Source organism: Nonomuraea composti (genome assembly GCF_012034275.1).
GTDB lineage: Bacteria > Actinomycetota > Actinomycetes > Streptosporangiales > Streptosporangiaceae > Nonomuraea > Nonomuraea composti.
Map to the genome: position 1 here is coordinate 1 of NZ_JAATEP010000001.1, position 26,641 is coordinate 26,641.

Below are 26,641 nucleotides of genomic sequence, written 5' to 3' on the forward strand. Positions count from 1 at the left end.
TCGAAGACCTGGCCAGGCGCTACCTCCACCGCGACCTGCGGGCCGAGGAGGAGCCCAGCGGGCAGGCCGCGCTGTTCGGCGACGACGAGGACGCCCCGGCCAAAGACCTCGCGCTGCGCGCCCACGCGGTGCGCGAGCTGGCCGAGGCCCTGGAGACGTTCCTGGCCGGGCGCGGCGGCACCCAGCTCCTGGCCGACGTCGAGCTGCCGCTGCTGTCGGTGCTGGCCGAGATGGAGCGGGCCGGCATCGCCGTCGACAGCGAATACTTCGCCGGCCTGGAGGCCGAGTTCGGGGCCGCGGTCAAGCACGCCGTGGAGGAGGCCCACCGCTCGGTGGGCGAGCAGTTCAACCTGGGCTCGCCCAAGCAGCTCCAGGAGATCCTGTTCACCAAGCTCAACCTCCCCAAGACCAAGAAGATCAAGACCGGCTACAGCACCGACGCCGACCAGCTCGCCTGGCTCGCCACCCAGACCGAGCACGAGCTGCCCACGATCATGCTGCGCCACCGCGACCAGCAGAAGCTGCGCACCACGGTGGAGGGCCTGATCAAGGAGATCTCCGACGACGGGCGCATCCACACCACGTTCAACCAGATCATCGCCGCCACCGGCCGGCTGTCGTCGGAGAAGCCCAACCTGCAGAACATCCCGATCCGCACCGCCGAGGGCCGCCGCATCCGGCAGGGCTTCACGGTCGGCGAGGGCTACGAGACGCTGCTGACGGCCGACTACAGCCAGATCGAGCTGCGCATCATGGCCCACCTGTCGGGCGACGAGTCGCTGATCGAGGCGTTCGAGTCGGGCCACGACTTCCACCAGGCCACCGCGGCCCGCGTCTTCGACCTGCCGCCCGAGCAGATCGACGGCGAGCTGCGGGCCCGCATCAAGGCCATGAACTACGGCCTGGCCTACGGCCTGTCCGACTTCGGCCTGTCCGGTCAGCTCAACATCCCGGTGGCCGAGGCGCGGGCGCTGAAGGAGGAGTACTTCCAGGAGTTCGGCGGCGTGCGCGACTTCCTCAACGCGATCGTCTCCCAGGCCCGCACCGACGGCTACACCGAGACGATCATGGGCCGCCGCCGCTACCTGCCCGATCTCACCAGCGACAACCGCCAGCGGCGGGAGATGGCCGAGCGGATGGCGCTCAACGCCCCCATTCAGGGCTCGGCCGCCGACATCATCAAGGTCGCCATGCTCCACGTGCACCAGGCGCTGCGCGAGGAGGGGCTGGCCTCGCGGATGTTGCTGCAGGTGCACGACGAGCTGGTGTTCGAGGTGGCGCCCGGCGAGCTGGAGCGGCTCACGCAGCTCGTGTGCGACCAGATGAACGCCGCCTACCACCTGCGGGTGCCGCTGGAGGTCTCGGTGGGCGTGGGGCGTACCTGGGAGGACGCGGGGCACTGACCTGAGGGGCCCTCAAGGGGCCCTCCAAGGGCGCAGTGCGGCGGGCCGTGTCCCGGATGTTCCACTAGCCTGGGAAGACCGTTTTTCACCGAGCGGCCGGGAGTTTCGTGCGGATACCAGGGTCCCTCACGCGGGTCATCGGCATCGCGAACGCCGTCGTCATCACGGTGGCGATCATCGGGCTGAGCCTCTTACCTGGCGAGCCCCGGCCGGCCGCCGCGCCGCAGGGCGCCGCCCGGATCCAGGAGCGCCCCGCGTCGCCTGAGGCGGGGCCGTCAGAGGCTCCGGCGCCGTCCACGAGCCCGGTCGGGCAGCCGCCCGGGGTCGTGGCCACCCCCGACTTCGCCCGGCAGGTGCGCGCCAACGAGGCGGGCCTGGTGCCGGTCCTGATGTACCACCGCATCCTGGCCAAGCGGCTGGCCTCGATCGACCGCACGCCCGACCAGCTCAGGAAGGAGCTGGAGCGGCTGGCCGAGCGGGGCTACGTGCCGATCACCGCCAGGGAGTTCGTGACCGGTGACATTCACGTGCCGGCCGGTAAGTACCCCGTCGTGCTCACCTTCGACGACGGGCACCCCAGCCAGTTCGGCCTCGGCGCCGACGGTCAGCCCTTGCCCGACACGGCCGTGGCCGTGATCCAGGACGTGGCCAGCCGCTATCCCGGCTTCCGCCCGGTGGCCACGTTCTGGGTCAACAGGGAGCCGTTCGGGCTGCGCGACAGGGCCGCCCAGGAGAGCGCCGTGCGCTGGCTGGTCGACCACGGCTACGAGGTGGCCAACCACACCTGGGGCCACCCCAACCTGAGGGTGCTCAAGCGCAAGAAGGTCAGCGAGCAGATCGTCCGCGTCGAGCGCCTGCTCAAGAAGCTCGGCGCGCCGCCGTCGCAGACGATGGCCCTGCCGTACGGGTCGATGCCCCGGCCCAAGAAGGCCGCGCGGACCGGGTCCTGGGACGGCACGCGGTATGATTTCGCCGGCGTGTTCCTCGCCGGGGCCGAGCCGTCGCTTTCGCCCTACGCGAAAAAGTTCGACCCCGGGGCGATCCAGCGCATCCAGAGCAACGGCAAGAAGGGCGAGTGCCGCAAGTGGTGCTCGCAGTACTGGCTGGAGTGGCTGGACAAGCACCCTGGTGAGCGTTACGTCAGCGATGGCGACCCGGAGCGGATCTCCGTGCCGGAGTCACTTCGCGGTAATATCGTGACCAAGCGAGGGCTCCAGGTCATCGCCTACTGACGTCTCCCCGGATTGACCCAGTGGCGAAGGTCTCATATGCTGATCGCTGCGCTGTGGGCTCGCGCGCGCCTCAGACGGAGCGGGCTCGCGCTCGGTCACGTCGATGTCGTAATTCCTCGGCTTGATGCGGAAGAGGGCCTGCCGCGCATCCGCCACATCGACATCCTGTCCGCGTTCGGAGCAATTCCACACATGACGTCCAGCACTGAGGCCACCTCGAGCACCCCGCAGGTAGCGGTCAACGACATCGGGTCCGAGGAAGCCTTCCTCGCGGCGATCGACGAGACCATCAAGTACTTCAACGACGGCGACATCGTCGAGGGCACCGTCGTCAAGGTCGATCGAGACGAGGTTCTTCTCGATATCGGCTACAAGACCGAGGGTGTCATCCCCTCGCGTGAGCTTTCGATCAAGCACGATGTCGATCCCGCTGACGTCGTGGAGGTCGGGGAGCACGTCGAAGCCCTGGTTCTCCAGAAGGAGGACAAGGAAGGGCGCCTGATCCTGTCCAAGAAGCGGGCTCAGTACGAGCGCGCCTGGGGCACGATCGAGAAGATCAAGGACGAGGACGGCATCGTCACCGGCACCGTCATCGAGGTCGTCAAGGGTGGTCTCATCCTCGACATCGGCCTCCGTGGCTTCCTCCCGGCGTCCCTGGTCGAGATGCGCCGCGTCCGCGATCTGCAGCCCTACGTCGGCCGCGAGCTCGAGGCGAAGATCATCGAGCTCGACAAGAACCGCAACAACGTGGTCCTGTCGCGCCGCGCCTGGCTCGAGCAGACCCAGTCCGAGGTTCGCCAGACGTTCCTCAACACCCTCCAGAAGGGGCAGGTCCGCAAGGGCGTCGTCTCCTCGATCGTCAACTTCGGTGCGTTCGTGGACCTCGGCGGCGTCGACGGTCTGGTCCACGTGTCCGAGCTGTCCTGGAAGCACATCGACCACCCGTCCGAGGTGGTCGAGGTCGGCCAGGAGGTCACGGTCGAGGTCCTCGACGTCGACATGGAGCGCGAGCGCGTCTCCCTGTCGCTCAAGGCCACCCAGGAAGACCCGTGGCAGCAGTTCGCCCGCACCCACCAGATCGGCCAGGTCGTGCCGGGCCGCGTCACCAAGCTGGTGCCGTTCGGCGCGTTCGTCCGGGTCGAGGAGGGCATCGAGGGCCTGGTCCACATCTCCGAGCTGGCCGAGCGCCACGTGGAGATCCCGGAGCAGGTCGTCCAGGTCGGCGACGAGATCTTCGTGAAGATCATCGACATCGACCTCGACCGTCGCCGCATCAGCCTCTCGCTGAAGCAGGCCAACGAGGGTGTCGGCGCCGAGGTCGAGTTCGACCCGACCCTCTACGGCATGGCGGCCACGTACGACGAGCAGGGCAACTACATCTACCCCGAGGGCTTCGACCCCGAGACGGGTGAGTGGCTCGAGGGCTTCGACAAGCAGCGTGAGGAGTGGGAGCGGCAGTACGCCGAGGCCCAGCAGCGCTTCGAGGCCCACAGGAAGCAGATCGAGGAGGCCCGCAAGGCCGAGGCGGAGGCCGGAGAGGCCGCCCCCACGTCCTACCAGGGCGAGACGCCGGCGCAGTCCGGCAGCTCCTCGTCGGCTCCGGCCAGCGGCGCGCTCGCCTCTGACGAGGCGCTCGCGGCGCTGCGCGAGAAGCTCGCGGGCGGCCAGAGCTGACGTCCTCTTCGAGGACTTCGGCCGCCTGAGGCGCAGGTAGTCCGGAAGGCCCCGCACGGTTCGCCGTGCGGGGCCTTCCGCGTTTTTCCTCAGGCTTTGAACGCGGAACGGTCCTTGCCGCGTCGCCTCCTACCGTGAGGGGCATGAACGACATCAAGCCCTTCCGCATCGCCATCCCGCAGCCCGACCTCGACGACCTGCGCGACCGGCTGCGCCGCACCAGGTGGGCCGCGCAACTGCCCGGCGGGTGGAGCAGGGGCGTGCCGGTGGGCCACCTGCGGGAGCTGGCCGCGTACTGGGCCGACGGGTTCGACTGGCGGGCCCAGGAGGCCCGCCTGAACGAGTTCCCGCAGTACAGCACCGTCATCGACGGGCAGCCGATCCACTTCCTGCACGTGCGCTCGCCCGAGCCCCACGCGCTGCCGCTGATCATGACGCACAGCTGGCCCAGCTCCGTCGTCGAGTTCCTCGACGTGATCGGGCCGCTCACCGACCCGCGCCGGCACGGCCTCGACCCCGCTCTCGCCTTCCACGTCGTGGCGCCGTCGCTGCCCGGGTTCGCCTTCTCGCCGTTCCCCGAGCCCGCCGACGAGCGGCCCTGGAGCGTCGAACGGGTGGCAGGCACCTGGGCCGAGCTGATGAGCCGCCTCGGGTACGACCGGTACGGCGCCCACGGCAACGACGCCGGAGCGCTCGTCACCCCCCAGCTCGCCGCGCTGGACAGCGAGCACGTCATCGGCTCGGTCATCACCGCCGGGCTCGGCATCCCCCAGGGCCGGCCCGGCGAGCTCGACGGGCTCTCCCCGGAGGACCTGGCCGAGCTGGAGGAGCTGAGCGCCTGGATGAGCGGCGGCAGCGGGTACGGGCCCTACCTCGCCGCCCGGCCCCAGACGCTCGCCCACGGGTTCACCGACTCGCCGGTGGCGCAGCTCGCGTACCTCGTGGAGAGGTTCAAGGAGTTCGACGGGTGGGGGTCGGAGGAGGAGCCCGTGGACCGTGACCTCGTGCTCGCCAACGCCAGCCTGTACTGGTTCACGGGCACCGGCGGCTCCTCCTCCTGGACGTACTACGAAGGGGCGGCCGGGCTGCCGATCTCCCAGACGGCCGTGCCCACGGGGGTGACGCACGGCGGGCCCGAGGTGTTGCGGCGGGTGGCCGAGCGGGGCAACGACATCCGGTACTGGGGGAAGGCGCACAGCCCCAGCCACATGGTCGGGATGGCGGTGCCTGAGACGCTGGTGGAGGGCATCAGGGAGTTTTTCCGGACGATTCGCTGAGGGGGCGCGAGATTTTACCTACGGCCTTTGCAAGGCTGTGACCTGCGGGATCACTCACTGGGAAACTGGGCGGCGGCGCTGGTGGTCGCGACTCTCCCAAGGGGTGACGCAGTGGGCATGGTTCAGCGGGTGACAGCTGTGCTGACGGCGGTGATCGCCGCCTCGGCCCTGGCCTCTCCAGGCGCGCTGGCCGCCTCGGCCCTGGCCTCTCCGAGCGCGCTGGCCGCCTCGGCTCCGGGGGCACTCCGCGCCCTGACTCCGGTTCCCTCGGCGGCGCCGGGGGGCCAGGTGGGGTGGTGGGCGTGCGGAGACGGGCTGGAGTGCGCGAAGCTGGCCGTGCCGGTCGACTGGGGCCGGCCGCGCGGGCCGCGTACCGAGATCGACCTGGCCAGGATGCCCGCGCGGGACCCCGCCCGCAGCCTCGGCCCGCTCGTCGTGAGCACCGGGGCGGGGCCCACCATCCAGGACGCGCGGGCGCGGCCCGACGGCGTGAGCGAGCTGGCGCGCTGGTTCGACGTGGTGCTCGTCGGGTCGCGCGGGATCGGCGACCGGGGGAGCGCCGCCACCGTCCGCTGCTCCGTGCCCCAGCCCGACCCCCGGCGCCTCCAGCTCACCCCTGGGGCGGACGCGTGGCGCCGGTACGCCCGCGACAACGCCGCCTACGACCGCAGCTGCCGCATCGCCGCCGGGCCCGCCTACGCCGGCCTCACGTCCTGGCAGGTCGCCCACGACCTCGACGCCGTCCGCGCCGCGCTCGGGCAGCCGCGCCTGCGGTACTTCGGCAACGGCTACGGGGCCGTGTACGGGCAGGCGTACCTGGAGCTGTTCCCGCGGCGGGTGGAGCGGATGTACCTGGAGGGAGTGCCGGACCACGGGCAGCCCAGCGTGGGGCGGCGGCTGATCGCGCGGGCGCGGGCGGCCGAACGGCAGCTCACCGCCTTCCGCGACTGGTGCGCCCGCCGGGCGGGATGCCCGCTCGCCGGGGACGACGCCCTGAAGGTCCTCGACGCCCTCCTCACCCACGCCCCTTCGCCCACCGGCCCACCCGCCCCCCTGCCCGGCGCCCCCACCGGCCGCACACCCCTGCCCGGCGCCCCGTCCCGACGTGCCTCCCTGCCTGGACACCAGCCGGAGCAGGCGCCGCTGCCCGGTGACCGGGGGGAGCGGACGCTGCTGGGCGGAGGGGCGCCCCTGCACGCCGGTGCGGTGCGTACCGTGAGTGCCCGTGAGGTCGTGACCGGGGTGCTCGCCGGCCTGGCCCCCCAGCGCTGGCCCGAGCTGGCCCGTGCCCTGGCGGCGGCCGGAGCGGGCGACGCGGGCCCGCTGGCGGCGATGGCGGCCCCCGCCGAGCCCGTGGCGCCGGCGACGGTGGCGCGGTCGCTGCACTGCCACGACTTCATGCCCGCGGTCCCCGCATACCGGCGTTTCCTGGCGATGGAGGCGCGGCTGCGGGCGATCGCGCCCCGCGTGGGCTGGCCGACGGCCCGGGAGGAGGTGGGCCGCTGCCTGGGCATCGGGGCGGGCCCGAGCTGGCCGCCACGCCCGGCCCACCTGGGGGTGAGATCCGCCGCCGCGAGGTCGGCCAGGGTGCCGAAGGTGCTGGTGGGGATCGGGCGGCTGGACGTCGAGAGCCCGGCCTGGGGCGCCGCGCGGGTGGCCGCCAGGATCCCCGGCGCCGCCGTGTTGTGGCACGGTGACGGGCACGGCGCGTACCTGATGCAGGGGGCCGCGAAGCTGCGCGCGACCTGCCTGCGCACCCGCGTGCACGACTTTCTCGTCAACGGTACGACGCCGCGCGCGCGTACCCGCTGCCCGGGGGAGCTGACGGCGGCCCTGAGATAGGCTGCCGCAGGTGGTGATCGAACGAGCCGAGCCCGCCGACGCGGGCGAGATCCTCACCGTGCAGCGCGCCGCCTACCTCACGGAGGCGCAGCTCTACGGCGACCCGTACATCCCGCCTCTCGTCGAGTCGCTGGAGCAGGTGCGCAAGGTCATCGAGGGCGCGCTCGTGCTCAAGGCGCTCGACGGCACGCGCATCGTGGGGGCCGTCCGGGGCCGGCTGTCGGGCACCACCTGCCTGGTGGGCCGCCTCGTCGTGGCGCCCGACCGGCAGGGGCAGGGCGTGGGCACCGCGCTGCTGCGGGCCCTGCACGAGGAGGTGGCGGAAGCCGAGGCGTTCGACCTGTTCACGGGCCACCTGTCGGAGGGGAACCTGCGGCTGTACCGCCGGCTGGGCTACCGGGAGACGAGCCGGGAGCGGATGGACGATCACCTGACGGTGGTGTACCTGCGTAGGACGCCAGATCGATCCCCTCCTCCGCGATGATCATGGCGCGGCCGAGGTCGTCGTCCACCCAGTTCCAGCCCCACCGCCACTCCGAGCCGGGCGGGTGCTCGGCGCTCAGCCGGTCGAGCACGGCCTGCAGCTCGGCGGCGGGCACCACGATCTGGTGCCGGCCGCGCCAGCGCACGTACGCGGGCGCGCCGAGCGGCGGCACCCCCACGCCGTGGCGGCGCAGCGCCGCCAGCACCTCCTCCGGCGCCACCCCGAACGGCTCCAGCGGCGTCGGCGCCCGCTCCGTGTCGGAGTCGTGAGCCAGCGCGATCAGCCAGTGCTCGGGCGACGGCACCCGCTCGCCGTCGGCCAGGGCGAGGCCGGTCGCGATGCCGTGCAGCTTGTGGAAGGCCGGGTTGGCGAAGCCGCCGCCCCGGTGGTGCCCCGGCCGCCCGTGGCGGGGCAGCAGCTCCAGCGCGCGCTCGTGGTCGAGCCCCGCCTCGCGCAGCACCCGCGCGGCGAGCGAGTCGCCGTTGAGCAGGGCGAGCACGACGTGCCACGGCCCCACCCAGTCGTCGCCGGCGGCCGCCGCCTGCTCGTGGGCGGCCCGTACGATCCAGCTCGTCATGCTCCGATGATGCGCCTTGGATAGGCTTTTGGCGTGCTGAAGATCGGACTGACCGGCGGCATCGGCTCCGGCAAGAGCGAGGTGGCCAAGCGGTTGTCGGCCAAGGGCGCCATGGTGATCGACGCCGACCGGATCGCGCGCGAGGTGGTGGAGCCGGGCACGCCCGGCCTGGCGCGGGTGGTGGCCACGTTCGGGGAGGAGGTGCTGCGCCCGGACGGCTCGCTCAACAGGGAGAAGCTGGGCTCGGTCGTGTTCGCCGACTCCGAGAAGCTGGCGGCGCTCAACGCGATCGTGCACCCGCTCGTGGGGGAGCGGGTGGCGGAGCTGCAGCGGGCCGCCTCCGACGACACGATCATGGTGTACGACGTGCCGCTCCTGGTGGAGAACAACCTGGCCCCCATGTACGACGTCGTCATCGTCGTCGACGCCCCCGACGATCTACGCATCCGCCGGCTGGCCGAGCACCGCGGCATGCCGGAGCCCGACGCCAAGGCCCGCATCGCGGCGCAGGCGACCCGCGAGGAGCGGCTGGCGGCGGCCGACATCGTGATCCCGAACGACGGCTCGATGCAGGAGCTGGACGCGCGGGTGGAGGAGGTCTGGCAGGACCTGCTCGCGCGCGCCGCCCGCGGCTGACCGCGAGCGGCGGCGGCACGCCTAGAAGGGCGAGTCGAGCGGCACCTGCCGCACTCCCGGCAGGTACGGGTCCAGCTCGCCCAGCTCGAACCGCGACATCCCCACCACGTGCCAGAACTGCCCGCCGGGTTCCCCCTGCACCTTGTATCGCCCGTCGGGGGCCAGGGCGGCCCAGCCCTCGGGCAGCCCGAGGAGGGTGGCGCGGCGGGAGCCGCCCGACCAGAGGATCACCACGCCGTCGTCGCCGGCGCTGGCCAAGAGGTCCTCGACGGGGCTGAAGGCGACCGACCAGACCCGCCGGGCGTGCCCGGCCAGGGTGTGCAGGAGGCGGCCGGTGGCGGCGTCCCAGACGCGGACCAGCGTGTCGTCGCCGCCGGTGGCCAGGCGGCGGCCGGAGGCGTCCCAGGCGACGCTCCACAGCCGCTGCCCCTCCAGGTCGAGCGTGCGGACGAGGCGGCCCTGGCGCGGCTCCCACAGCAGCACCTTGCCGTCGTTGCCGGCGCTGGCCAGGAGGGAGCCGTCGGGGGAGAACGCCACGGAGTAGACCCGGTCGGTGTGCCCGTCGAGGCGGGCCACGCGCAGGCCGGTGCCGGGCTCCCACAGGCGGACGGCGTGGTCGTCGCAGCCGGTGGCGACGTACGCGCCGTCGGGGCTGAACGCGATCGAGCGGACCCGCCCCCGGTGGCCGAGCAGCTCGCCCGCCAGCCGCCCCGTCGGGCGGTACCAGATGCGGACGCTGTCGTCGTCGTTGGCCGTGGCCAGCAGGTTCCCGTCGGGGCTGAACGCCTCGGCCCACACGTGGTCGGTCTCGGCGTGCAGCTCGCGCTCGTAGTCGCCGGTGGCGGCGTTCCAGAAGTGCACGCCGCCGTCGTTGCTGGAGGTGGCCAGGGCGGGCCCGGCGGGGGAGAACGTGGCGGAGATGAGCCGGTCGGCGGTGCCGGTGAACTCGCGCAGCCGGCGGGCGGTGCGCGGCTCCCACAGGCGGACGACGCCGTCGTTGCCGCTGGTGGCCAGCATGGTGCCGTCGGCGCTGAAGCGGGCGGAGGAGATGCGCCGGCCGTGGCCGCGCAGCACGCGCTGGCACTGGCCGGTCTCCGGGTCCCACAGGCGGACGGTGCCGTCGTTGCTGCTGGTGGCGAGCTGACGCCCGTCGGGGCTGAACGCGAACGGCCACACCGAGCTGCGGTGCCCGGTCAGCTCGACCCGCTGGGCGGCGCCGAGCCGCTGCAGGCGGACGACGCCGTTGGCGTCGCCGCTGGCCAGGCTCTGCCCGTCGGGGCCGAACGCGACCTGGTACACGGCCGCGGCGTGCGTGGTGTGCACGCCGCGGGCCTCGCCGGAGGTCTCCCACACGCGGACGCTGCCCGCGGTGTCGCCGCTGGCCAGCAGCGAGCCGTCGGGCGCGAACGCCACGCAGTAGACGCTGCCGAGGTGCCCGGTCAGCTCGTGGGTGAGCCGCCACGTGCGGGTGTCCCACAGCCGGACGGTGCCGGCCTCGTCGCCGGTGGCCAGCAGCCGCCCGTCGGGGCTGTGCACGGCGCGGTAGACGCTGCCCCGGTGCTCGCCCAGCGTCTCCTTGACCTGCCCTGAGCCGAGGTCCCAGACGCGGACCACGCCCGCGGAGTCGCCGGTCACCAGCGCCGACCCGCCGAAGGAGGCGGTGTAGACGGGCGCCCGGTGGCCGGCCAGCTCGTGGACGAGCCGGCCGGTGGCCGTCTCCCAGACACGGACGACGCCGTCGCCGCCGCCGGCCGCCACCAGCTCGCCGGACGGGCTCAGACGCACCGGCCAGACGCCGCCGGGGTGGCACTCCAGGCGGCGCAGCAGCTCGCCGCTCAGCGCGTCCCACAGCAGCACGACGCCGTCGCTGGCGCCGGTGGCCAGCAGGTCGCCGGCGAACGCGACCGCGTACACGCGGCCCCGGTGCCCCTGCAAGGTGCGGACGGGCGCGCCGCCGACGCACAGCAGCACGCCGCCGTCCTCGTTGCCGACCGCGATCGTGGCGCCGTCGGGGCTGTAGGCGATCGGCTCGGGCAGGCGGCTGGTCTGGAAGTGGTAGCCGTACGGGACGCCGATGCCGGCCGGCGCGAACTGCACCTCGACCGGCTGCCCGGGCACCACGGCGGCGCCGGGCAGGCGCGGCAGCGTGCCGGTGACGTTGATCAGCGAGGCGCGGTGCCAGCGGGCGCCGTCGAGCGCGGCGTCGCTCAGGTCCGCCTGCGCCAGCCGCGCCCCCGACAGGTCGGCGCCGCGCAGGTCGGCCCCGGTGAGCTGGGCGCCGTCGAGCCGGGCCCCCACGAGTTTGGCGTCGCGCAGGGTGGCCCTGGACAGGTTCGTGCCGGCCAGGGTGGCCTCCGACAGGTCGGCGCCGGTGAGGTCGACCTCCCGCAGGTCGCGGGCCGACAGGTCCTCGCCCCTGAGGTTGGCGCCGCGCAGGTCGGCGCGGGCGGGCGTGCGCAGCCTGGCGGCGATCTTGACGGCGTTCGCCCTGGACACGTCGTCCGGCGGCGGATCGTTCACCCACGCCCGCAGCGCGCGTACGTCGCCCAGGTCGCACAGGAACTCCACGGTCAGCGCCGACAGCGGCCGGCGCGCCAGCAGGACCGGGTCGTCGAGCGTCGCGGCGATGCGCCGGGCGACCAGCCACTCCATCACCGAGGCGTGGATGAAGCCGAACATGCCCTCCTCGGTGCGCACCAGCAGGCTGCCCGAGCCCATCCGGAACGCGGCGTGCGCGGCCGTGAGCTGCCCGTCGGCCAGGTCGGTGAGCGTCTCGCCGATCTCCGTCAGCTCCTCGAAGGCCAGCAGCGCCTCGCCGGACTCCCACAGGCGCACCGCCAGCGCCGTCACCGCCTGCCACAGGTCCTCGACGGTGAGCCCGGCGGGCGAGCCGGGGACGCGGGCCCGCCGCTCCTCGAAGACCAGCCAGGAGGTGAGGATCTCCTCGTACAGCAGGGCCGGGCTGAGCGTGTGGCGGGCCTCGGCCACCGTACGGAGCCGGTCGGTGTCGAGGTCGGCGATGAAGCTGAGCATCCGCGGGTTCTGGGCCAGGGCCAGCAGGTCTTCGATCTCGCTCATCAGCGACATGCGGGCGCCGGCCGCCTCGCCGCCGCCGAACCGGTTGGCCAGGTAGGAGCGGATCTGGTCGGGCGTGAAGTCCTCGACGCTGAGCACCCGCCGCTGCGGCAGCATCCCGACCATCTCGCCGAGCGCGGTCAGCACCTGGCTGTGCGACTTGAAGTGCTGCGTGCGGCTGGCCACCACGATCTTCGCCTTGTCTTCAGCCGCCGCCAGCAGCGTGGCCAGGTGGTCGGCCGCCCGCTCGTACGTCAGCCGGGTCACCAGCTCGTCGAACCCGTCGAACAGCAGCACGATGCGCCCCTGCCGCAGCAGGTAGCGGAACGCCTTGAGGTCGATCACCTCCTCGCCGTGGCTGGCCAGATGGGCCGCGACCAGCGCGTCCACCGAGTGCGCCTTGTCGAGGGCGCGCAGCTCGATGAGGATCGGCGTCAGGTGCGGCAGCTCGGCCGGGATGCGCCGGGCCAGCTCGCGCAGCGCGAACGTCTTGCCGTGGCCGAAGTCGCCCAGCAGCAGCAGGAACCGGCCGTGGTCGGCGGCCAGCAGCCGCATCAGCTCGTCGGTCAGGCCCTGCTGGACCTGGCTGCCGGGGCGGTCGAGCTCGCGGTAGCGCTGCGGGACGTACAGGGCGGGCGGGTAGCGCCGGTCGGCGGTCAGCCTGGCGGTCTGCTCGGCGACGTAACCGCTCAGGTCGAGCAGGCCCTGGAACTCGGTGAAGCTGCGCAGCCGCACCCCCATGCGCATGAGGTCGTCGCGCAGCGAGCGCGGCGCCGGCGGCCCCTGGTAGACCAGCTCGGCGGCCAGGCCGCCGGCGTGCGCCAGCCGGGCGAACGCGGAGGCGGCCCGCTCGTCCAGCGGGCCCACGTGCGCGCCGATCATGGTCTGGCGGACGAACCCGTCCTCCGCCTGGGTGACCACCAGGTGCGTGTCGAACCGGCGGATCTTGGCCCGCTCGTGCCTGGCCTCGCACACCTCGGTGATGCGGTCGAGCAGCAGCTCCACCGGGCTCGGCACGCGCTCCTCCGGCTTGGCGGCGGGCGGCCGCTCGGCCTGGCTCTCGCCGGTGAACGTGGCCTGCGCGGCCCGCCAGCGCACGTGCACGTGCTCCGGCGGCTCCGCGTCGGGCACCCACGTGCGCATCCCGTCGGGGCCGATCTGCACGAGCTGGTGCCGGCCCGAGCGCGGCGCGCCGACGCGCCCCTCGGCGGGCTGCCCGGCGCCACCGTGGAAGAGCAGGTTGATGCGGTGACCCAGCAGCCGCTCGTACGTGGGCGCGTCGGTCAGCTCCTCCGGCGGATGCCCCATCGCGCCCAGCCGCAGCCATCCGCGCTCCTCGTAGGGCCGCAGCCGCTCGGCGAACCAGGCCGCCTGCGCCTCCCCGAGCATCGCGTACGCGTCGCGCTCCAGGTGGCTCATCGCCATCGTGGAGTTGAGCCCCGCGACGACCACCTTCAGATCGGGCACCTCGAACAGCGTCCACGGCTGCCCGCTGTCGAACACCCGGTCGTCGAGCCCCTGGTACAGCTCGCCGAACAGGGTGGCGAAGTGCCGCCACTTGGGCCAGTAGGGCGGCTGCGGGCTGACGTCATCGGCCTCGCAGGTCAGGAAGTACGCGCTGGCGGCGGCCTTGGTGACGTCGCGCGGGCCGGGCAGCAGCACCAGCCGGTGCGGCTCCAGGCCGAGCAGCAGCCGCAGGTCGGTGACGAACCGGGTGGCCTGGGCGTACTGGCCCAGGCTGCCGGACTCGGTGAGGTCGCCGCTGACGATCATGAGGTCGGGGCGCGGCATGCCGCGGTCGTACAGGGCGGTCAGGTCGGCCCAGACGCGGGCCTGCATGTCCTCGGGCGTGAACGGGTCACCGGGGTCGGGCAGCGCCCGCCCGAACCGGGGGCCGCCGATGTGCAGCACGTTGATCGAGTCGCGGCCCCGGCTCTCGGTGGTGACCGGCGGGAAGACGGGCGGCGCGATCGGGGCCCGTCGCGCCCTGGCCGGCTCGGCGGGCGGCGGCAGGGTGGGCGCGGGCACCGGCGCCGACACGGGGGAGCCGTCGGGGAAGGCGGGCGCGGCCTCCGGCTTGGCCCGGCCGGCCAGCGCCTCCCTGACCCGGCCCAGCAGCAGCGCCCTGGCCTCGCCCGGGTCGGTGACGCCCAGCAGGTCGACCCAGGTGATGGTGGACAGCAGCCCCTCCAGGGGGACGTCCTCCAGCCGGATCGTGACGAGCTTGTTGGAGGGGTTGTCGGGGTCGGCGCGCAGCGCCGCCTGCCACTCCAGCCGGCCGTAGCGCGAGCCCAGGTAGTTGCGCGAGAGCACGGCCACGACGAGCTTGGCCTCGCTGACCCCGCGGTCCATGAAGTCGATGAAGTTGGTGCCGGGCACGAAGTCCCAGGCCTGGATCATGGTGCGGTAGCCGGCCGCCTCCAGCTCCCAGGCGATCCAGGTGGCCCAGGCCGTGTCGGCCGGGGAGTAGCTGACGAAGATGTCGGTCGGCCTGCCGTCACGTGCCATTCGTCCAGTATCCCTTGCGGGGCCGGGGTTCGGCAGCGGGTGTGCGATCATCTTCGGGTGTGGCGGCGTCTTGGCGTACTCGACTGGATCAGGGTCGGGCTGCTGGCTCTCGGGCTGGTCTTCGTGGCGACCGGGCTGCTGCCGTGGGCCGAGGCGGTCACGAGCCTGCGGGAGATCGGCCCGCTGCTGATCTTCCTGGTGGCGGTCATCGTGCTGGCCGAGCTGACCAAGGAGGCGCAGGTCTTCGACGCGATCGCGGCGCGGATGGCGGTGCTCGGACGTGGCAACTACGCCGCCCTCTTCTTTCTTTGTGTCCTTTTTGCGTCATTTGTCACGATATTTCTGAACTTGGACACGACGGCGGTGCTGCTCACCCCCGTCATGCTCGCCCTCGCCCCCCGCGCCCGCATCGCCGCCCTCCCGCTGGCCATGACCACCATCTGGCTGGCCAACACCGCCAGCCTCCTGCTGCCGGTCTCCAACCTCACCAACCTCCTCGGCATGCGCAAGATCGGCCTCGACGCCACCGAGTTCGCCGCCCGCATGTGGGCGCCCCAGGCCGCCGCGATCCTGGTGACGATGGCGTTCCTGTGGGTGTTCTACTGGCGGCGCGGCGAGCGGCGCGATCTGCGCTACACCCCGCCGGTGCTCACGCCGGTCGGCGACCGCGTGCTGTTCGGGGCCGCCTCGGCCGCGTGCGTGCTGTTCATCGGCCTGCTGCTCGTCGAGATGCACGTCGCGATCGCCGCCGGCGCCGCGGCCGCCGTCGTGGTGGCCGCGTTCGCGCTGCGCGCCCGCGAGCGCCTGACCTGGAGCCTGATCCCCTGGCAGCTCGTCGTCTTCGTGACCGGCCTGTTCCTGGTCGTGCCCACGCTCAGCATCCACGGCCTCTCGGCCCTGATGACCTGGATGATCGGCACCGAGGGCGACCCCTACCGCACCGCCGCCGTCGGCGCCGGGCTGTCCAACCTGATCAACAACCTGCCCGCCTACAAGGCGATCGAGACCGTCATCCCCGCCGCCGACCAGAACCGCCTGCTGGCCCTGCTGGCCGGCACCAACGTCGGCCCCGTCATCACCCCGTGGGCGTCGCTGGCGACCCTGCTGTGGTTCGAGTCGTGCCGCCGCCACGACGTGCGCGTCCCGATGCGCCGCTTCCTGCTCACCGGCGCGGGCCTGGCCGTCGTCGGGCTGCCCGCGACCGTGTGGGCGCTGGTCACCTTCGGCTGAACGAAAGGCTGATCAGGCGGCGGTGAGCGCGTAGGCGTCCGCGACCGCGTCCAGGGCCCAGCGCATGCGGCGCACGTACGTCTCGGGGTGGTCGCCGGCCTCCTGCGCCACGAACGCCGCGCACCACGACGCGTCGCCGCCGCACGCGCACAGCCGCTCGTCCACGGCCTCGCGGATCGCGGACGGGGACAGCTCGTCGGACGGCTGGAGGGTGGTGACGAAGAGCACCTGGGCCAGGTCGGTGGTGGTGAACATGTCGGGCTCCTCTCCGCGGTGGCGCCGTTCTCCGGCACCCACTCAATAGACATCGAGCCGCGGCGGAACTCATCGGCGAAGGACACAGATTATCCGCGTACTTTTCCTCAGCGGAGCAGGGAGAGCAGGCCCGGCAGGGCCCGCGGATGGGCGGCCACGAAGCTGCGCTCGTCGCCGGGGCCGTCCACGCACTCCTCGTACGGGCCGCCGTCCAGCCCCCTGATCTCGATGCCCGCCTCCTGCGCCAGCAGCGCCCCCGCCGGCAGGTCCACCACCCCGGCCCGGTAGCCGACGATGCCGTCGATGTCGCCGCGCGCCAGCATCGCCCAGGCCAGCAGCGGCGCCCAGAGCTGCAGCACGCGGCGGGCGTTGAGGTCGAGCCGCTCCTTCAGCCGGCGCACGGTCGCGTCGTCCCTGGCGATGCCGTACCCCTGCGTCCAGGCCAGCAGCGGCCCGTGCGGGCTCGGCGCGTACGGGGGCGCCAGGCGCGCGCCCGACGAGGCCAGCGCCCCCCTGCCGCGCAGGGCCGACCACGTCTGGCGGGAGACCGGGTCGTGCACCACGCCCAGCAGCGGCAGCCCGCCCCGGCACAACGCCACCCCCACCACGTACGTCGGCAGCCCGATGGCCACGTTGTTGGTGCCGTCGAGCGGGTCCACCAGCCACGTCCACTCGCCGCCCGCCGCCCCCACCAGCCCCGACTCCTCCGCGATCACGGTGTGCGACGGGTACGCCGTCAGGATCCGCTCCAGCAGCAGCTTCTCCGAGGCCAGGTCCAGATCGGTCACCACGTCGCCGGCCGCGCCCTTGGCCCGGGTGCCGAGCGCGCCCCGCATGCCCTCCAGGAGCAGCGCGCCCGCGGCCTCGGCGGCCTCGACGGCGACCGTTCGAGCGTGATCCAGGTCCATCGGGTGCCCTCTCAGGTCAGGTGCGCGGTGATCGTGCGGATGGCCAGGGCCGTCTCCGAGGCGTCCAGCGGCTGCCTGGACACGTGATGGGGGCCGCCGGACAGCGGGCCGAGCGACAGGTCGCGGCTGCCGGGCCGGCCGCGGCCCAGCGCGATCGTGGCCGCCTCGCCGCCCTCGGGCACCACGCTGCTGTGGAAGCGGTCGGCGGCCAGCGTGTAGGTGTCGCCGGGGCCGAAGACCTCGACCAGGCCCGTGGAGTGCCGCACGGTGCGGGAGGTGGGCGAGATGCGGTCGCCGCCGGCGTCGCTGACCACCTCGTACACGCGGTGCGTGGCACGCTCGGCCGCGTCGTCCACCACGGCGTGCACGTTGCGCACCTGGCCGTAGAGCACGTGGCTGACCAGGTCCCAGCTGTGGCAGTGGATCTGCGAGGTGGTGCTCTCGGCGTGCGCGAGCGAGTCGGTCCACAGGTGCAGGCATACCCCCTCGCCGCCGTCGCGCTCCAGCGGCAGGCAGACGAACCCGAGCGGATGCCGCACCGCCGTCAGGCCCGGCCGCGCCAGCTCCGCCAGCGCCCACGCCCTGGCCTCGCCCGCGCGCAGCACCTCGCGCACGCCGCTCAGGCTCATGAGTACGGGTCCAGAGCGCGCAGGGCCTTGCGGGCGATGTCGACGACGTCGCGCCCGTTGTACGACCTGGGCAGGGGCACCCCGATCCGCTCGAACAGCTCCTGCACCTCCTCGATGGTCGGCTCGTCGCCGAGCGGCACCTTCTTGTACATCTCCAGCGGCACCCGCCGCGCCTGCTCCAGGCTCAGCCGCAGCTCGGTGTCGCAGTTCTCGTAGTAGAACGTGTCGGCCAGCGCGGTCATCGCCATGTTCGGGTCCTCAACCGTCATGATCAGGCGGCTGGAGGACAGGTCCCAGCGGAACGTGGTCATCGTCGAGGACAGGCCCACCTCGATGTCGAGCAGGCCGTAGCGCTGGCGGTGCCAGAAGGCGGCCAGGATCGTCGCGTACGACTCCTTCCTGGCCCGGTCGGTCGTCCACGTCTCGCCGGTGCCGTCGGGGGCGTCGGACAGCGAGCGGCGGTAGTGGGCGTAGGTCTCGCAGACCTCCACGTTCGTCGGATCGATGATCTCGACGCTGACCCTGAGGTGCCGCTTGTCCTTGCGCGCGGCGGCCACGCACGCGGGCAGCGTGACCGCGCGCAGGTAGGTGCCGGTGCCGCCCTTGAAGCTCCACCGGGTGGTGTCGCGGCGGGCCTCGGCGTGCGACTGGGCGATCTCCTGCCGGCTGCCCAGCACCCGGACGAGCTGCAGGGAGTCAAGGGCCCTGCGGGTGCTGTGGGCCAGGGTCTCGATCTCCTCCAGGCGGGCCAGGCGTACGGGCAGCTCGGCCAGCACCCCTGAGGTGATCGTCTTCTCCACGGGCGCCTGCCGGGCACGGTCGCGCAGCAGCGCGGTGGCCACCAGCGCGAGGATCACCAGGGTCGCGGCGGTGACGAGCTGGCGCTGGATCTCCTCGCCCTGCGGGGCGGCGCCGAAGATCTCGTCGGGCATGATGCCGAGCACGCCGACCACGATCGCCAGGGTCAGGGCGATGGCGCCGTCCGCGTTGCGTGCCGCCCATGGGGCGGTCCTCTTCAACGCCGCCATGAACCGTGCCATCGCTCGCCCCGCCGTCCGACGATCAATCAGTCCCGTGGTCATGGTAACGAGCGCGTCATGCGAGTGTCAGCACACGGAAAGGAGCGATCACCTAGCGCGCGATGCCGCGCAATATTGCCTCGCGCCCCGATCGCCCGGTTCCCTAGCATCGGAGAGCATGATCATGGATCCCGCCGTCATGGCGTACTACGAGCGCGGGGGCGAGCTGACCCGCCTGCGGCAGGGCCGGGGCCGCCTGGAGTACTGGCGCACCCGCGACGTGCTGCGCCGCACCCTGCCGCCCGCGCCCGCACGGGTGCTGGACGTCGGCGGCGGCACGGGCGTGCACGCCGAGTGGCTGGCCGCCGGCGGCTACGACGTCGAGGTCGTCGACCCCGTCCCGCTGCACGTCGAGGAGGCGGGGAAGCTGCCCGGCGTGCACTCTCGCCTCGGCGACGCCCGCGCGCTGCCCGTCCCGGACGGGCGAGCTGACGCGGTGCTGCTGCTGGGCCCTCTGTACCACCTGCCGGAGCGCGCCGACCGGGTCCGCGCGCTGGCCGAGGCCCGCCGCGCCGTCCGCGCCGGCGGCCTGGTGGCCGCCGCGTTCATCAGCCGGTACGCCTGCCTGCACGAAAGCATCCGCCTCGGCACGTTCGTCCGGGAGGAGTCGCGGGCCGCCGACTACCGCTCCCTCGACACCGGCGTGATCATCTCCTCGAAGGAGGGCGGGTTCCGCGGCTACGGCCACCTGCCCGGGGAGATCCTCGCCGAATTCGCCGCGGCCGGCCTGCCCGAGCCGCGCCTGCACGGCCTGGAGGGCGCCTTCGGTCTCTACGGCGACCTCGACGACTGGCTGGACGACGAAGGGCGGCGCGAGCTGCTGCTCGACGCCGCCCGCCGCCTGGAGTGCGAGCCGTCACTGCTCGGCGTCAGCGGCCACCTGCTCGCGATCTCCACCGCCTGACGATCAGAACCAGCCGCGATGCCGGGCCATCTGCTCCAGGCCGCGCTGCAGCGCCACGTCCGCCTCGTGCGGCGGCTGGTCGTAGCGGACCGTGAACCGGTTGTAGGCGTCGTGACTGGAGGTCAGGAAGCCGCCCCGCTTGTCGGCCTCCAGGATGACGTCCATCTGCCGCGGCCCGGCGATGAACGTCAGCTCCAGCTCGTTGAAGTGGCGCCGCCACTGCCCGCCCGCGTAGTACTCGATCTCCTGGAAGAACGGCATCGTCGAGCCGTACAGCGTGCCCCGCTCCAGGTCGGCCTTCTTGAACTGGAAGCCCAGCCGGTCGAGCGCGGCGATCACGTACTCCTGGGCCGGCAGCGGGCTGACGAACAACGGGTCGAGGTCGCCCTTGTCGAGCGCCCCCGCCAGCGCCAGCTCCGTCTGGACGCCCAGCTTCATGCCGTGCAGCGGGTGCCCGGCGATCGCGCTGATCGGCGTCTCCCACGGGATCGTGATCTCGAACGGCTGCTGGTGCTGCGCGCCCGCCGCGAGCTGGAAGGTGCCCGCCACCTGCTGGCGCAGGAAGCTGTAGGACGTCTTGTACTCGTTGTCGCCCGACTCGACCTCGACCACGGCGGTCAGGTCGATGTGGATGCCCTCGACCTTGTAGTCGGAGTTGCCGCCACGGAAGTGCACCACGCCGCGCAGCGGCTCGCCGGGGCGCACGCCCGTGTCGGTCAGCACCGTGTCAACCTCGACGCCCGCGCCGAACGCGGCCATCAACTTGCGGAACACCATGGGGTTCTCCTAAGCGGAAGGTGTGTGGCCGTTCAGTTGGCCTGTCCCTGTACCCGAGATGCGGGGGAGCAACTGGGCCAGGAGAAGGGTGGACAGCGCGGAGTCCGACTGCCCCTGCTGGGTGCGTACGACCAGCGGCTGAGGCGCGTTCTCCGCCAGTTTGGCGCCCACGTCGAGGCGCCTGCGGGCCAGCTCGTACTGCAGCACGGCCCGGTTGTCCCGGTACGACTCGGCCAGCCGGCGCAGCGCCTTGGCCTCGTTCTCGGCGGCGGTCAGCTCGGCCCGGCCGCGCGCCTCGATCTCCCACGTCACCCGCTGCGCCTCGGTCTCCTGCTCCTCCAGCATGCGCGCGACGTCCTTGCGCGCCTTGTTGTGGGCGGCCTTGACCTCGACGACGCGGGCGTCACGGGTCTTCTTGGAGCGCTCGATCTCCATCAGCAGCGTGTCGATGCGGCGCTTGCGGGTCAGCTCCCACTCGCGCTCGTAGGCCGACAGCTCCTTGGCGACCTTCTCGCGGGTGGCCAGGTGCTGCTGGTACTGGTCGGGCAGCTGCACGTCGGGGATGTTCGCGCCGGTGATGCGCACGCCGTAGCGGCCGAGCTGGCGGTTGAGCGCGTCCTGCATGTCGCCGACGTCGGAGCCGCGCAGGTCGTACGCGCGCTCGGTGTTGACCCGGCGGCTGCGCTGCCTGATCGCGTCCTGGACCGCGCTGGACAGCACCAGGTCGAAGTTGCCCGCGCCGATCGTGCGGACGAACGCGACCGGGTCCACGATCCTGAACTTCAGGAAGAACTCGATCGACTTCAGCGGCACGTTCTCGGCCGTCGGGCAGGCCACGATCGGCGCCGAGTACGGGATCTCGGTGGAGGTGTCGACGACCGCGTCCACCCGGTCCCACGGGAGCCAGAGGTAGTGGCGGCCGGGCGGCAGCGTGCCGGTGATGGCGCCCCAGCGGCTGCGCACGCCGGTGGTGCCCTCCTCGATCTCGATGATGGCCTTGCGCCACATCGTCAGCAGCGCCAGCAGCAGGAACACCAGCGCCGCCGCCGCGCCGATCAGCTTGAAGTCGGTCAGCGCGGCCATGCCGGCGAAGTAGATCGCCAGGAACACCAGCGTCATCCAGGCGAAGCCGCGCCGGTCCTTCGGGATGACGACGGGCACGAGCTGGCCCTGCTCGCCGCCGCGCAGGAGCTGGCGGATCTCGCCCCAGGAGGCGAGCGATTCCTTGATCTTCGAGAACTCGCGGCTCATCTCAGACCTCCTTCCCGGGCAGCAGGCGCTCGACGGTGCGTTCCAGCTCGGCGTCCGGCGCGGGTGGCGCGGGTGCCTCCGTGACATCGGCGGCGGCCTTGGTGAGCAGCGCGGCGATCTCGTCCTCACGGTCGCGCACGCGGGCGGCGATCTCGTCGAGCCTGCCGCGGATGGCGGCCATGTCGTCGGCGGAGAACAGCGTGGCGTCCTTGCCGCCCACGAGCTGCTGGGCCAGGGCCAGGAAGTCGATGTCGGTCTGCTCGCCCACCTGCACCACCTGCGGCAGCCTGGTGGCGACGGACTCCAGCTTGGCCAGCAGGTCCTGCTGGAAGCGGTAGTCGAGGATCTCGGGGGCCTCGGCGGCCGACAGCGCCCTGATGTCCAGCGCCTGCGCCTCCAGGAGCGCGGCGTTGGCGTTCGCCGTGGACTCGGCCTCGACCAGGCGCTGCCTGGCCTGCGCGGTGGCCTGGTGGGTGGCGCGTTCGTACGCGGTGTCCATGCGGGCCTGGTAGCCGGCGATCTCGGCCTGGATGGCGCTCAGCGTCTCCTGCAGCCCGGCCAGCTCCTTGACCAGGTCGCCCTCGTTCTGCTCCTTGCGCAGCTGGAGCTCGTACTCGTAGGTGTAGGCCTCCTTGGCGACCCGCACCATCTCGGGGGCGGCCAGGTCCATGCGGTACTCCTGGCTGGACGGCTCGGCGTGCGTGATGTTGACGTCCGTGAGCCGCACGGCGGGCAGGAACTGCTGGTTGAGGCTCTCCAGCATGCCGAGCGTGCTCTCGCCGACCAGGTCGTAGATCTCCTCGGCGCGCTGGGCGTAGATGAGCGAGCGGGTGACCTCGCTGATGGCGTTCTGGAGCTTGGACTGGAAGCCGCTGACCGAGCCGAGCACGAAGATGAACTCCGCCGGGTTCTCGATCCTGAACTGCAGGAACAGGTCCACGCTGGCCTTGACGCCCTGCTGGGTGGGCGCCTCGCTGATCGGCGCGTTGAACGGGTACTCGCGGGTGGTGTTGACGATGTAGCTGACCCGCTTCCACGGGTTGAACAGCGTCACCCGGCCCGGGTCCGCGATGTGCACCAGCTTGCCGAACTGGGTGATGAGCGCCTTGCAGCCCTCGGGCACCATCACCACGCTGCGCCGCCACCACAGGAACACCGCGGCCAGCACCAGCACGACCCAGTAGTGGGGGCCGAAGATCACCTCGGCGTTGGGGACGATGTTGCCGAGCGCCCCGATGAGGCCCAGCGCCACGAGGATGCCCAGCGGCACGATCACCTTGGCGGTGCTGCCCTTGGGGATCACCACGGGCGAGATGACGTGCATGCCGTTCTCGGCGAAGCTGCGGTTGACGATCTCGCCGGCCTCGTTGAGCGAGGCCGACCTCGCCTCGATGAGGGTGCCGACGGAGGCGCCGCCGTCGCGGGCGGCGGCGAAGTCGCTCGCGTTCAGCCTGAAGCCGGGGGCCTGGCCGGCCAGCTGCCCGGCCTGGTCGACGACCTGCCCCATGGCCTGCCCCATCGCCTGTCTGACGTCACCCCCTTGGGCCACCGCCTGGGCTATGCCCTGACCTGCCTGGATCAGTGCCTCTCTGGGTCGTGACATCGAACCTTCCTTTTCCGCTACAGGCGATTTAGACCGTATCGGGTATGACTTGCTGTTCGCTTGCAAGGTGGTGTCACAGGTGTAGTGCGACTCGTAGTAGGTGTGCTATAGATGGCCCTCGGGGTGGGCCGTCCGCCCGCGATGAGCGCCGAGGCGGCGTTCGACCTGAGAAACTACGGCCTGATGAGCGAGACCGTCTACAACCGCATCGCGCTGCTGCGCGCAGAGCGGAACGTCACCCGCAGGCAGCTCTCCGACGCCCTGGGGGTGCACTACCAGACCATCGGCTATCTCGAACGCGGCGAGTACAGCCCCTCGCTCCACCTGGCGCTGCGCATCGCCGCATACTTCGAGGTTCCGGTCGAGGTGGTCTTCTCCACCACGCCCTTCCCCCGCATCGGGCAGCGCTCGGCCTGACTGTTTCTGTCGGTCGGGCCGCCTACAGTGGCAGCATGCGACCGGTCACTGATTTGCAGCGGAAGGTGGCGCCCTTCGAGGTCGTCACCGAGATGACTCCATCGGGCGACCAGCCGACGGCCATCGCCGAGCTGGAGCGCCGCGTCAAGGCCGGGGAGAAGGACAGCGTCCTGCTGGGCGCCACCGGCACCGGCAAGACGGCCACGATCGCGTGGCTGATCGAGCGGCTGCAGCGGCCCGCCCTGGTCATGCAGCCCAACAAGACCCTCGCCGCCCAGTTCGCCAACGAGCTGCGCGAGATGCTGCCCAACAACGCGGTCGAGTACTTCGTCTCGTACTACGACTACTACCAGCCCGAGGCGTACGTCCCGCAGAGCGACACCTACATCGAGAAAGACTCCTCGATCAACGACGAGGTCGAGCGGCTGCGCCACTCGGCCACCAACTCCCTGCTCACCCGCCGCGACACCATCGTGGTCGCGTCGGTGTCGTGCATCTACGGCCTGGGCACGCCGCAGGAATACGTCGACCGCATGACCCGGCTGCGCGTCGGCATGGAGACCGACCGCGACCAGCTCCTGCGCCGCCTCGTCGACATGCAGTACACCCGCAACGACCTGGCCTTCACGCGCGGCACGTTCCGGGTGCGCGGCGACACGATCGAGATCATCCCCAAGTACGAAGAGCTCGCCGTGCGCATCGAGATGTTCGGCGACGAGATCGAGAAGCTCTCCACGATGCACCCGCTCACCGGCGAGGTCATCACCGAAGACGAAGAGCTCTACATCTTCCCCGCCTCCCACTACGTCGCCGGCGAGCAGCGCATGGCCGCCGCCGTGGCCGGCATCGAGGCCGAGCTGGCCGAGCGGCTGGCGGAGCTGGAGCGGCAGGGCAAGCTGCTGGAGGCGCAGCGGCTGCGCATGCGCACCACCTACGACATCGAGATGATGCGGCAGGTCGGCACCTGCTCCGGCATCGAGAACTACTCGCGCCACATGGACGGCCGCGAGCCCGGCAGCGCGCCCAACACCCTGCTCGACTACTTCCCCGAAGACTTCCTGCTCGTCCTCGACGAGTCCCACCAGACCGTGCCGCAGATCGGCGCCATGTACGAAGGCGATGCCTCCCGCAAGCGCACGCTCGTCGAGCACGGCTTCCGGCTGCCGTCGGCGCTCGACAACCGGCCGCTGAAGTGGGAGGAGTTCCTGGAGCGCATCGGCCAGACGGTCTACCTGTCGGCCACGCCCGGCCCCTACGAGCTGGGGCGGGTCAAGGGCGACGTGGTGGAGCAGGTCATCCGTCCGACCGGCCTGGTCGACCCCGAGATCGTGGTCAAGCCCACCAAGGGCCAGATCGACGACCTCGTGCACGAGATCCGCGAGCGGGCCGAGCGCGACGAGCGCGTCCTGGTCACCACGCTGACCAAGAAGATGGCCGAAGACCTCACCGACTACCTGCTGGAGCTCGGCATCCGGGTCCGCTACCTGCACAGCGAGGTCGACACGCTGCGCCGCATCGAGCTGCTGCGCGAGCTGCGCACCGGCGAGTTCGACGTCCTCGTCGGCATCAACCTCCTGCGCGAGGGCCTCGACCTGCCCGAGGTGTCGCTGGTCGCGATCCTCGACGCCGACAAGGAAGGCTTCCTGCGCTCGGAGACCTCGCTCATCCAGACCATCGGCCGCGCCGCCCGTAACGTGTCCGGGCAGGTCCACATGTACGCCGACAAGGTCACCCCGTCGATGGAGCGGGCGATCGACGAGACCAACCGGCGCCGCGCCAAGCAGATCGCCTACAACGAGGCCAACGGCATCGACCCGCAGCCGCTGCGCAAGAAGATCGCCGACATCCTCGACTCTCTGTCGCGCGAGGACGCCGACACCCAGCAGCTCATGGGCGGCGGCCGGCAGCAGTCGCGCGGCAAGGCCCCCGTGCCGGGCTTCGCCGCCCGGCAGGCCGGCCAGCACGCCAAGGCCATCGCCGGCGAGATGCCGCGCGCCCAGATGGAGTCGCTCATCGAGTCGCTGACCGAGCAGATGCACCAGTCGGCGGCCGACCTGCAGTTCGAGGTGGCGGCCCGGCTGCGCGACGAGATCAAGGAGCTCAAGCGCGAGCTGCGCGACATGCGCGAGGCCGGAGTTCAATAGGTCGTATGCCTTCTGACCTGGGCGAATGCTTCACCCGTAGGTGGGCACCGTCCAGGGTATGAACAAGACGATCATCGCGGCCCTGGTCGGCGCGTCGGTGCTGGCCGGGGGCTGCGGCACCGTCCTGCGCGAGGTGGAGCGGCTGGCCGTACGGTCCTCGCCTGGGCCGTCCATCGGCACGGCCACGGCCAGCACCGCACCGCAGGGCACGCCCGGGGCCACCACCGCGCCGCAGGGCACGCCGGGGGCCGGCGACCTCAAGCAGGCCGCGCGGGCGGCGCTCGGCGCCGTGCCCGGCTCCACCCTCGTCTCCATCGAGACCGAGGAGAACGGTCGGCTGTGGGAGGTGCAGGTCGTCGGCCAGGACGGCACCGAGCACCAGCTGGACGTCGAGTCCGGCAAGGTCGTCGGCGGCCCCACCACCGAGGAGGAGGACGCCGCCGACAAGGCCAAGCACCGGGCGCGGGTGTCGGCGGCCAAGCTCGACTACGCCCAGGCGGCTGACAAGATCGCGGCCGCGGTGCCGGAGGGGCGGATCACGGAGCTCAACCTCGACACCGAGCAGGGGAAGACCGTGTGGGAGGCGGACGTCCTCACACCGGGCGGGACGAAGCACGAGGTCGCCATCGACGCCGCCACGGGCACGGTCACCAGGAACAACAGCGCCACCACGTAACGCCAGGGCCGCCGGGGTGAGCGGCGGTGCGGCCCGGGACGGTGAGGCGAGCGGCGGTGC

20 protein-coding genes and 1 pseudogene are annotated in these 26,641 nt (G+C 72.1%); 12 read left to right on the plus strand and 9 right to left on the minus strand.

The annotated features are described in order from the left end of the window. The 6 genes from polA to HCN51_RS00030 form a co-directional block, all read left to right on the plus strand. A partial coding sequence (gene polA / locus HCN51_RS00005; protein ID WP_168005369.1) for a DNA polymerase I occupies positions 1 to 1,403 on the plus strand: 1,403 nt, incomplete at its 5' end. A gap of 107 nt (positions 1,404 to 1,510) precedes the next feature. After that, entirely contained in the window at positions 1,511 to 2,635 is a 1,125-nt protein-coding gene (locus HCN51_RS00010) for a polysaccharide deacetylase family protein (RefSeq protein ID WP_080040981.1), read from the plus strand. A 192-nt stretch (positions 2,636 to 2,827) separates the two neighbouring features. Next, on the plus strand, positions 2,828 to 4,309 hold the full coding sequence (gene rpsA, locus HCN51_RS00015; protein ID WP_080040980.1) for a 30S ribosomal protein S1: 1,482 nt from the start codon (positions 2,828 to 2,830) through the stop codon (positions 4,307 to 4,309). Positions 4,310 to 4,452: 143 nt separating this feature from the next. Next, the gene (locus tag HCN51_RS00020; protein ID WP_168005371.1) at positions 4,453 to 5,586 is read left to right on the plus strand and encodes an epoxide hydrolase family protein; all 1,134 of its coding nucleotides are present in this window, start codon (positions 4,453 to 4,455) and stop codon (positions 5,584 to 5,586) included. Between the two features lie 129 nt (positions 5,587 to 5,715). After that, entirely contained in the window at positions 5,716 to 7,428 is a 1,713-nt protein-coding gene (locus HCN51_RS00025) for an alpha/beta hydrolase (protein ID WP_168005379.1), read from the plus strand. Positions 7,429 to 7,441: 13 nt separating this feature from the next. Beyond that, a complete protein-coding gene (locus HCN51_RS00030; protein WP_168006331.1) occupies positions 7,442 to 7,912 on the plus strand; it encodes a GNAT family N-acetyltransferase in 471 nt (156 codons plus the stop codon). A 265-nt stretch (positions 7,913 to 8,177) separates the two neighbouring features. Here the strand turns inward: HCN51_RS00030 and HCN51_RS63330 are convergent. Next, positions 8,178 to 8,489 (minus strand): annotated as a pseudogene (locus HCN51_RS63330) (Clp protease N-terminal domain-containing protein); the annotation flags it as partial. A 33-nt stretch (positions 8,490 to 8,522) separates the two neighbouring features. On the opposite strand from HCN51_RS63330, the gene coaE reads away from it, so the two are divergent. Next, the gene (gene coaE / locus HCN51_RS00035; protein WP_080040976.1) at positions 8,523 to 9,125 is read left to right on the plus strand and encodes a dephospho-CoA kinase; all 603 of its coding nucleotides are present in this window, start codon (positions 8,523 to 8,525) and stop codon (positions 9,123 to 9,125) included. Between the two features lie 21 nt (positions 9,126 to 9,146). On the opposite strand, the gene HCN51_RS00040 is transcribed toward coaE, so the two are convergent. Then, positions 9,147 to 14,708 (minus strand): TIR domain-containing protein, encoded by a 5,562-nt coding sequence (locus tag HCN51_RS00040; protein WP_168005381.1) that lies wholly within the window; start codon positions 14,706 to 14,708, stop codon positions 9,147 to 9,149. 57 nt (positions 14,709 to 14,765) lie between these two features. On the opposite strand from HCN51_RS00040, the gene HCN51_RS00045 reads away from it, so the two are divergent. Continuing rightward, positions 14,766 to 15,938, plus strand: a complete 1,173-nt coding sequence (locus HCN51_RS00045; RefSeq protein ID WP_168005383.1) for an SLC13 family permease — start codon at positions 14,766 to 14,768, stop codon at positions 15,936 to 15,938. 12 nt (positions 15,939 to 15,950) lie between these two features. Here HCN51_RS00045 and HCN51_RS00050 read toward each other — a convergent pair whose 3' ends face one another. The 4 genes from HCN51_RS00050 to HCN51_RS00065 form a co-directional block, all read right to left on the minus strand. Then, positions 15,951 to 16,193 carry a hypothetical protein gene (locus HCN51_RS00050; RefSeq protein WP_168005385.1) on the minus strand — a complete coding sequence of 81 codons (243 nt, stop codon included), beginning with the start codon at positions 16,191 to 16,193 and terminating at the stop codon, positions 15,951 to 15,953. Between the two features lie 107 nt (positions 16,194 to 16,300). Beyond that, complete coding sequence (locus tag HCN51_RS00055) at positions 16,301 to 17,101, minus strand: inositol monophosphatase family protein (RefSeq protein WP_080040972.1); 801 nt, start codon at positions 17,099 to 17,101, stop codon at positions 16,301 to 16,303. A gap of 11 nt (positions 17,102 to 17,112) precedes the next feature. Continuing rightward, positions 17,113 to 17,730, minus strand: coding sequence for a hypothetical protein (locus HCN51_RS00060; RefSeq protein WP_168005387.1), 618 nt, complete (start codon positions 17,728 to 17,730; stop codon positions 17,113 to 17,115). After that, positions 17,727 to 18,758 (minus strand): hypothetical protein, encoded by a 1,032-nt coding sequence (locus tag HCN51_RS00065; protein ID WP_240972287.1) that lies wholly within the window; start codon positions 18,756 to 18,758, stop codon positions 17,727 to 17,729. The genes HCN51_RS00060 and HCN51_RS00065 overlap by 4 nt, the downstream gene beginning before the upstream one ends. A 169-nt stretch (positions 18,759 to 18,927) precedes the next feature. Here HCN51_RS00065 and HCN51_RS00070 point away from each other — a divergent pair, with 169 nt between their 5' ends. Beyond that, positions 18,928 to 19,713 carry a class I SAM-dependent methyltransferase gene (locus tag HCN51_RS00070; protein ID WP_168005389.1) on the plus strand — a complete coding sequence of 262 codons (786 nt, stop codon included), beginning with the start codon at positions 18,928 to 18,930 and terminating at the stop codon, positions 19,711 to 19,713. A 3-nt stretch (positions 19,714 to 19,716) separates the two neighbouring features. On the opposite strand, the gene HCN51_RS00075 is transcribed toward HCN51_RS00070, so the two are convergent. From HCN51_RS00075 to HCN51_RS00085, 3 genes are read right to left on the minus strand one after another with little or no spacing between them, the layout of a single operon-like run. Then, positions 19,717 to 20,490, minus strand: coding sequence for a sporulation protein (locus HCN51_RS00075; protein ID WP_080040970.1), 774 nt, complete (start codon positions 20,488 to 20,490; stop codon positions 19,717 to 19,719). Positions 20,491 to 20,499: 9 nt separating this feature from the next. After that, positions 20,500 to 21,741 (minus strand): SPFH domain-containing protein, encoded by a 1,242-nt coding sequence (locus HCN51_RS00080; protein ID WP_080040969.1) that lies wholly within the window; start codon positions 21,739 to 21,741, stop codon positions 20,500 to 20,502. Position 21,742: 1 nt separating this feature from the next. Next, the gene (locus HCN51_RS00085; RefSeq protein WP_168005391.1) at positions 21,743 to 23,344 is read right to left on the minus strand and encodes an SPFH domain-containing protein; all 1,602 of its coding nucleotides are present in this window, start codon (positions 23,342 to 23,344) and stop codon (positions 21,743 to 21,745) included. A 141-nt stretch (positions 23,345 to 23,485) separates the two neighbouring features. Here HCN51_RS00085 and HCN51_RS00090 point away from each other — a divergent pair, with 141 nt between their 5' ends. Genes HCN51_RS00090 through HCN51_RS00100 form a run of 3 tightly spaced genes read left to right on the plus strand, consistent with a single transcriptional unit; the run spans position 23,486 to position 26,581 of the window. After that, positions 23,486 to 23,761 carry a helix-turn-helix transcriptional regulator gene (locus HCN51_RS00090; RefSeq protein ID WP_240972315.1) on the plus strand — a complete coding sequence of 92 codons (276 nt, stop codon included), beginning with the start codon at positions 23,486 to 23,488 and terminating at the stop codon, positions 23,759 to 23,761. 35 nt (positions 23,762 to 23,796) lie between these two features. Further along, a complete protein-coding gene (gene uvrB / locus HCN51_RS00095; protein WP_080040967.1) occupies positions 23,797 to 25,905 on the plus strand; it encodes an excinuclease ABC subunit UvrB in 2,109 nt (702 codons plus the stop codon). 58 nt (positions 25,906 to 25,963) lie between these two features. Beyond that, positions 25,964 to 26,581, plus strand: a complete 618-nt coding sequence (locus HCN51_RS00100; RefSeq protein ID WP_168005393.1) for a PepSY domain-containing protein — start codon at positions 25,964 to 25,966, stop codon at positions 26,579 to 26,581. The last annotated feature ends 60 nt before the right edge of the window (positions 26,582 to 26,641 follow it).

Coding starts and splice junctions, on each gene's coding strand:
- HCN51_RS00065 (WP_240972287.1), bottom strand. CDS start 18,758: ATGGCGGCGTTGAAGAGGACCGCCCCATGGGCGGCACGCAACGCGGAC.
- HCN51_RS00085 (WP_168005391.1), bottom strand. CDS start 23,344: ATGTCACGACCCAGAGAGGCACTGATCCAGGCAGGTCAGGGCATAGCC.
- HCN51_RS00050 (WP_168005385.1), bottom strand. CDS start 16,193: ATGTTCACCACCACCGACCTGGCCCAGGTGCTCTTCGTCACCACCCTC.
- HCN51_RS00100 (WP_168005393.1), top strand. CDS start 25,964: ATGAACAAGACGATCATCGCGGCCCTGGTCGGCGCGTCGGTGCTGGCC.
- HCN51_RS00040 (WP_168005381.1), bottom strand. CDS start 14,708: ATGGCACGTGACGGCAGGCCGACCGACATCTTCGTCAGCTACTCCCCG.
- HCN51_RS00075 (WP_080040970.1), bottom strand. CDS start 20,490: ATGGTGTTCCGCAAGTTGATGGCCGCGTTCGGCGCGGGCGTCGAGGTT.
- HCN51_RS00080 (WP_080040969.1), bottom strand. CDS start 21,741: ATGAGCCGCGAGTTCTCGAAGATCAAGGAATCGCTCGCCTCCTGGGGC.
- HCN51_RS00020 (WP_168005371.1), top strand. CDS start 4,453: ATGAACGACATCAAGCCCTTCCGCATCGCCATCCCGCAGCCCGACCTC.
- HCN51_RS00055 (WP_080040972.1), bottom strand. CDS start 17,101: ATGGACCTGGATCACGCTCGAACGGTCGCCGTCGAGGCCGCCGAGGCC.
- rpsA (WP_080040980.1), top strand. CDS start 2,828: ATGACGTCCAGCACTGAGGCCACCTCGAGCACCCCGCAGGTAGCGGTC.
- uvrB (WP_080040967.1), top strand. CDS start 23,797: ATGCGACCGGTCACTGATTTGCAGCGGAAGGTGGCGCCCTTCGAGGTC.
- HCN51_RS00070 (WP_168005389.1), top strand. CDS start 18,928: ATGATCATGGATCCCGCCGTCATGGCGTACTACGAGCGCGGGGGCGAG.
- HCN51_RS00090 (WP_240972315.1), top strand. CDS start 23,486: ATGAGCGCCGAGGCGGCGTTCGACCTGAGAAACTACGGCCTGATGAGC.
- HCN51_RS00060 (WP_168005387.1), bottom strand. CDS start 17,730: ATGAGCCTGAGCGGCGTGCGCGAGGTGCTGCGCGCGGGCGAGGCCAGG.